5 protein-coding genes are annotated in these 6,321 nt (G+C 66.9%); all 5 read left to right on the forward strand.

The genetic code is table 11. The annotated features are described in order from the left end of the window. On the forward strand, positions 1 to 223 hold a 223-nt coding region (locus VKG64_10210; GenBank protein ID HKB25415.1), incomplete at its 5' end, for a 50S ribosomal protein L1. After that, positions 220 to 762, forward strand: a complete 543-nt coding sequence (gene rplJ, locus VKG64_10215; protein ID HKB25416.1) for a 50S ribosomal protein L10 — start codon at positions 220 to 222, stop codon at positions 760 to 762. The genes VKG64_10210 and rplJ, both read left to right, overlap by 4 nt. Before the next feature lie 20 nt (positions 763 to 782). Then, on the forward strand, positions 783 to 1,190 hold the full coding sequence (gene rplL, locus VKG64_10220) for a 50S ribosomal protein L7/L12 (protein ID HKB25417.1): 408 nt from the start codon (positions 783 to 785) through the stop codon (positions 1,188 to 1,190). Positions 1,191 to 1,368: 178 nt separating this feature from the next. Next, positions 1,369 to 5,868, forward strand: a complete 4,500-nt coding sequence (gene rpoB, locus VKG64_10225; GenBank protein ID HKB25418.1) for a DNA-directed RNA polymerase subunit beta — start codon at positions 1,369 to 1,371, stop codon at positions 5,866 to 5,868. A 15-nt stretch (positions 5,869 to 5,883) separates the two neighbouring features. Further along, the coding region (locus tag VKG64_10230; protein ID HKB25419.1) for a DNA-directed RNA polymerase subunit beta' at positions 5,884 to 6,321 on the forward strand (438 nt) is incomplete at its 3' end.

Raw genomic sequence — 6,321 nt, forward strand, 5'->3', positions numbered from 1 at the left:
GGCGGGGAAGATCGAGTTCCGGGTGGACAAGAGCGGGATCGTCCACGCCCCGATCGGCAAGAAGTCGTTCGGCGCGGACGCGCTCGAGCAGAACCTGCAAGCGTTCATGGAGGCGATCGTGCGGGCCAAGCCGCCGGCGGCGAAGGGCCACTACATCCGGTCGGTGACCGTCTCGAGCACGATGGGGCCCGGCGTGCCGCTGGATCCGGCGGTGTTCGCATGATCCGGACCAAGGCGCAGAAGCAGGAGCTCGTGACGGCGCTGGCGACGCGGCTGCGGCGCTCGCCCACGGTGTATGTGACCGACTTCACGGGCCTCGACGTCGCGAAGATCACGCAGCTGCGGCGCCGCCTGCGGCAGGCGGGGACCGAGTTCGTGGTCGTCAAAAACACGCTCGCGCTGCGCGCCTTCGGCGACGCGCAGGTGGCGGGGCTCGAGTCACACCTCGCTGGTCCCACGGGGCTGGTGCTCGCTGGGGCGGATCCGGTCGCGGCGGCGAAGGTGCTGGCCGACTTCGCCCGGGAATTCGAGAAGCCCGCCATCAAGGCGGGACTGGTGGACGGCAAGGCCGTGACGCCAGAGCAGGTGAAGCGGCTCGCCAGCCTGCCGTCGCGGACCGAGCTGCTCGCCCAGGTGGGCGGCACGCTGCAGGCGCCGCTGGCGAGCTTCGTCGGTGCGTTGAACGGCTTGCTGCTGAACGTGGTGGGTGCCCTCGAGGCGCTCCGGACCAAGCGCGCTGCCTCGGCGGGCGCCGCTTCTTAAATCGGGTGGGAGACACGGCTATGGCGACGCAGACAAGTTTGAGCAAGAGCGATATCCTCGAAGCCATCGGGAACATGTCGGTGTTTGAACTGGCAGAGCTCATCGAGGCGTTCAAGGAGAAGTTCGGCGTTACGATCACCGCACCCGTGGCGGCCGCGCCCGCGGCTGGTGGCGCTGGCGCAGCGGGCGGTGCAGCGGCGCCCGCGGCTGAAGAGAAGACCGAGTTCACCGTCATCCTGAAGAGCGGCGGTGAGAAGAAGATCCAGGTCATCAAAGAGATCCGGGCGATCACCAGCCTGGGCCTGAAAGAGGCCAAGGACCTGGTGGAGGGCGCGCCCGGCACCGTGAAGGAAGGCGTGTCCAAGCAGGAAGCCGAAGAAATCAAGAAGAAGCTCGAAGCGCAGGGCGCGGCCGTCGAACTGAAGTAGACGCCGGGCTGGACGCCGCGGGCCACTGGGGCCCGCCGGCCCAACTCGGGTCTCCTTTGGTTGACGACATGCGCGGATTTGCCACACTCCTGCTCGCTGGTACGAGCCCCTCGCTCCACCCCCGGTCGGCGTGCCGATGGGGGGCGGGGGCCCTTTCGCATTTGCTTGAGGTTTGACCATGACGAAGACGCTGCCGGTCTTGTCGTTCGCGAAGCTCGATCAGGGGATGCCGATGCCGCATCTCCTCGACATCCAGACGCGCGCGTTCCAGTCGCTCCTGCAGCCGGACGGCAAGGGCGCCGAGCGCACCGACGTCGGGCTGGAACGGGTGTTCAAGGACGTGTTCCCGATCCAAGACGTGAACGGCAACTACTCGCTCGAGTTCGTGAAGTACGGGCTCGGGGATTCCAAGTACACCGTGGAGGAGTGCATCGAGCGGGACATGACCTACTCGGTCCCGCTGAAGGCGACGCTGCAGCTGGTCGTGATGGAGGAGGTGGGCGAGACCACCAAGACCAAGCGGCCCAAGAATATCATCGAGAAGGAAGTCTATCTCGGTGAGCTGCCGATCCTCACCCCGCTGGGCACGTTCGTCATCAACGGCGCCGAGCGGGTGATCGTGTCGCAGCTGCACCGCTCCCCAGGCGTCGTGTTCGAAGAGAGCATCCACCCGAACGGCCAGCGGCTGTTCTCGGCGCGCATCATTCCGTTCCGGGGCTCGTGGGTCGAGTTCACGATCGACATCCACGACGTGGTCTACGTCCACATCGACAAGAAGAAGAAGTTTCCGGCCACGGCCCTGCTGCGGGCCTTCGGCTACGGCACCAACGCCGACGTGCTGAAGCTGTTCTACGCCATGAAGGACATCGACATCACCGGCAAGCTCGAGGGGCGCGCCCAGAAGCGCGAAGTCCTGGGCACCCTGCTGGCGGTCGACGTGCCCGATCCGGAGAACAAGAAGGGCGAGCCGCTCGGGAAGGTCGGCGACGAGTTGACGCTCGAGCAGTTCAACACGTTCCGCCGGGCCGGCATCAGCAAGGTGAAGGTGTTCGCGGGCTATACCTCGCTCGATCTACGCGACGAGGCGCAGCCGACCACGACCCGCGAGCGGCTGGGCGCCTACATCCTGGCCTTCGACGTGCCCGCGCCGGCGACGGGCGAGGTGCTGGCCGAAGGCGGGCGCGAGCTGTCGGACGCCCTCAAGAAGAGGCTCCTCAAGGCCGGGGTCACCAAGGTGGACGTGCTGTTGCCGCCGGGGCGCAGCGAGTCGCCGCTCATCAAGAACACGCTGCTCAAGGACCCGACCCACACCGAGGCCGAGGCCCTGGAGCAGATCTACGCCCTGCTGCGGCCGGGCGAGGCGCCGAACTTGGAGACCGCGCGCCAGGCGCTCGAGCGTCTGTTCTTCCACCCCAAGCGCTACGACCTGGGGCGGGTGGGTCGCTACAAGATCAACCAGCGGCTCAAGGTGAACGTGCCCAAGGACCACACGGTCCTCACCGAAGACGATTTCGTCGCCATCATCCGCTACCTCATCGAGCTGCGCGAGGGACGGGGCTACACCGACGACATCGACCACCTGGGCAATCGCCGGGTGCGCTCGGTGGGCGAGCTGATCGCCAACCAGTTCTCGGTGGGCCTGTCGCGCATGGCGCGGCTCATCAAGGAGCGCATGAGCATCAACAATGATCCCGAGCGCATCACGCTCGACGATCTGGTGAACGCCCGCACCGTGAGCGCGGTGATCCAGGCGTTCTTCGGGAGCTCCCAGCTGTCCCAGTTCATGGACCAGACGAACCCGCTCGCCGAGCTGACCCACAAGCGGCGGCTCTCGGCCCTCGGGCCGGGCGGCCTCACCCGCGAACGCGCGGGCTTCGAGGTGCGCGACGTGCACTACAGCCAGTACGGCCGGATGTGCCCGATCGAGACGCCGGAGGGTCCGAACATCGGGCTCATCACCAGCCTCTCCTGCTATGCGCGCGTGAACGATCTCGGCTTCATCGAGACGCCGTACCGCGTGGTGAAGAGTGGCAAGGTGACCGAAGAGATCCGCTGGCTCTCGGCGTCCGAAGAGGAGGAGTATGCGGTGGCGCAGGCGAACGCCCGCCTCACCGAGGACGGTCGCTTCGCCGACGAGCTGGTGCTGTGCCGCAAGCGGGACGACTATCCGCTGCTCGCGCCCAGTCGGATCGACTTCATGGACGTGGCGCCCGAGCAGCTGGTGTCGATCGCCGCGGCGTTGATCCCGTTCCTCGAGCACGATGACGCCAACCGCGCGCTGATGGGCTCGAACATGCAGCGCCAGTCGGTGCCCCTGCTCTTCCCGCAGGCACCGCTCGTCGGCACGGGGCTCGAGGAGACCGTGGCTCGCGACTCAGGAGCGGTGGTCATCGCGCGCCGCTCGGGGGTGGCCACCCGGGTCACCGCGGACGAGATCATCATCGACGCGGGTGAGGAAGAGGCGAAAGCGGGCGATCATCCGCTGGCGCGGCTCAAGCAACACGACCGCTACCGGCTCAAGAAGTTCTGGCGCACCAACCAGGACACCGCCATCAACCAGCGGCCCCTGGTCCAGTTGGGCCAGAAGGTCAAGGCGGGGCAGATCGTCGCCGACGGCGCGGGCACCGAGCGCGGCGAGCTCGCGCTCGGGGCGAATGTCCTCGTGGCGTTCATGCCGTGGTACGGGCACAACTTCGAGGATGCCATCGTCTTGTCCGAGCGCCTCGTGAAGGACGACGTCTACTCGTCGATCCACATCCAGGAACTCGAGCTCCACGTGCGCGACACGAAGCGCGGGCGCGAGGAGATCACCCGCGAGATCCCGAACGTGTCCGAGGAGTCGCTCGTCGATCTGGACGAGCGGGGCATCGTCCGCATCGGCGCGCATGTGAAGGCCGGCGACATCCTGGTCGGCAAAATCACGCCGAAGGGCGAAACGGAGCTGTCGCCCGAGGAGAAGCTCCTCACGGCGATCTTCGGCGAGAAGGCGAAAGACGTGAAGGATTCCTCGCTCAAAGTGCCGCCAGGCATGGAGGGCGTGGTCATCGACGTCAAGATCTTCTCGCGCATCGAGGACCAGGTGGTGGAGAAGGACCGCGGCGAGCGCATCGGCGAGGTCCGCCGGCTCGAAGTGGAGGAGAAGGCGCGCATCTCGGAGGCCATGTTCGCCGAGCTCCGCGAGCTCCTGACGGGGCAAGAGGTGGGCCTGATGCTCAAGGCCGGGACGGTGGAGGAGTACCTCCCCCAAGGCACCAAGCTCCAGACGCCGCAGCTCGACGGCATCAACTTCGCCGACGTGGACCTGAAGACGCTGCGCGTCACGAACCGAACCGTGAACGACCGGATCCGGGCCATCCTGGACGCCGCGACCGCGGAGCGGGCCAAGATGGAGGAGAAGTCCGAGGACCAGATCGACAAGATCCTCCAGCCCGACGAGCTGCCGCCGGGCGTGATCCAGCTCGTCAAGGTGTACGTCGCCGAGAAGCGCAAGATCTCGGTGGGCGACAAGATGGCCGGCCGCCACGGGAACAAGGGGATCATCGCGCGCATCGTGCCGGAGGAGGACATGCCGTTCCTCCCCGACGGCACGCCGGTCGACATCGTCTTGAACCCGCTCGGGGTGCCGTCGCGCATGAACGTGGGCCAGATCCTCGAGACCCACCTCGGCTGGGCGGCGACCATCCTCGGGTTTCAGGCGAAGACCCCCGTGTTTCAGGGGGCGGACGAGACCGAGATCGGCGTCCTGCTGCGCCTCGCGGGGCTGACGTGGGCAGCGGAGGCGCTGCAGCTCGGCGTGCGCCCGCCCGAGCTCGACCCGGATACGGTGCGCCACGTCGCCGACGACTTGCGGCGGCTCCCCGCCACGAATGGCGGCCGGCCCGATCTCTCGAAGGCGGGGATCGGCCTGCTCGCGAGCCGGGCGCTCACGCAAGAGACCCGGGACGTGCACCATCGGTTCGTGGACTATCTGCGCGTCGCGGCCAAGGAGCTCGCGGAGCGCGAGCTCAACCAGCGGCGTGTCGAGCGTGAATTCCACCAGGTGCGGCTCGAAGGCGAGGATCTCTCCAAGCTGGAGCAGGCGGCGCTCAAGGCGGGCTTGAAGGAGAGCGACAAGTTCGTCGAGCACGACAAGCCGTTGGAGGTGCTCGAGGCCGTGGGGCTCCCGGCGCTCGCGGGGCTGCTCGGGCCCAAGTCCGAAGCGGACCTGGACCAGGCGGTGAACGAGCTGCTGAAGGTGGCGGGCCTCACCCCCACGGGGAAGGCACGCCTGCGCGACGGGCGCTCGGGTGAGTTCTTCGCCTCGGACGTTACCGTCGGCTCGATCTACATGATGAAGCTGTCGCACTTGGTCGATGACAAGATTCACGCCCGTTCCATCGGGCCGTATTCCCTGGTCACCCAGCAGCCGCTGGCTGGCAAGGCGCAGTTCGGCGGCCAGCGGTTCGGCGAAATGGAAGTGTGGGCCCTCGAGGCCTATGGCGCGGCGCACACCCTGCAGGAGATCCTGACCGTCAAGTCGGATGACGTGAATGGCCGGAGCCGCGTGTACGAAGCCATCGTCAAGGGGCAGAACCTGCCGAAACCCGGCATCCCCGAGTCCTTCAACGTGCTGGTGAAGGAACTCCAGGCCCTAGGGCTGAAGGTCACCCTGGGCACCACCGACGACGTTGAAGAGTAAGGAAGGGAGATCCAGGTGATCGATTTCCGGAGCGGGCGCGAGCCGAAGAGCTCGAGCTTCGACTATATCCAGATCCGGATCGCCTCCCCCGAGGAGATCCGCGGACCGCGTGACTCGAAGGAGCGCGAGCGCCTCGAGCTGCAAGGGCAGCGCACCTGGTGGTCGTGGGGCGAGGTCACGAAGCCCGAGACTATCAACTACCGCTCCTTCAAGCCGGAGCGCGACGGGCTGTTCTGCGAGCGCATTTTCGGCCCCGTGAAGGACTGGGAGTGCCACTGCGGCAAGTACAAGCGCATCCGCTACCGCGGGGTGATCTGCGACCGCTGCGGCGTGGAGGTGACGCTCTCCAAGGTGCGCCGCGAGCGGATGGGCCACATCGAGCTCGCGGTGCCGGTGGCACATATCTGGTTCTTCAAGACGCTGCCGTCGCCGATGGGCAACCTGCTCGACATG

It is taken from the genome of Candidatus Methylomirabilota bacterium (assembly GCA_035260325.1).
In the GTDB taxonomy this organism is placed as follows: Bacteria; Methylomirabilota; Methylomirabilia; order Rokubacteriales; family CSP1-6; genus AR19.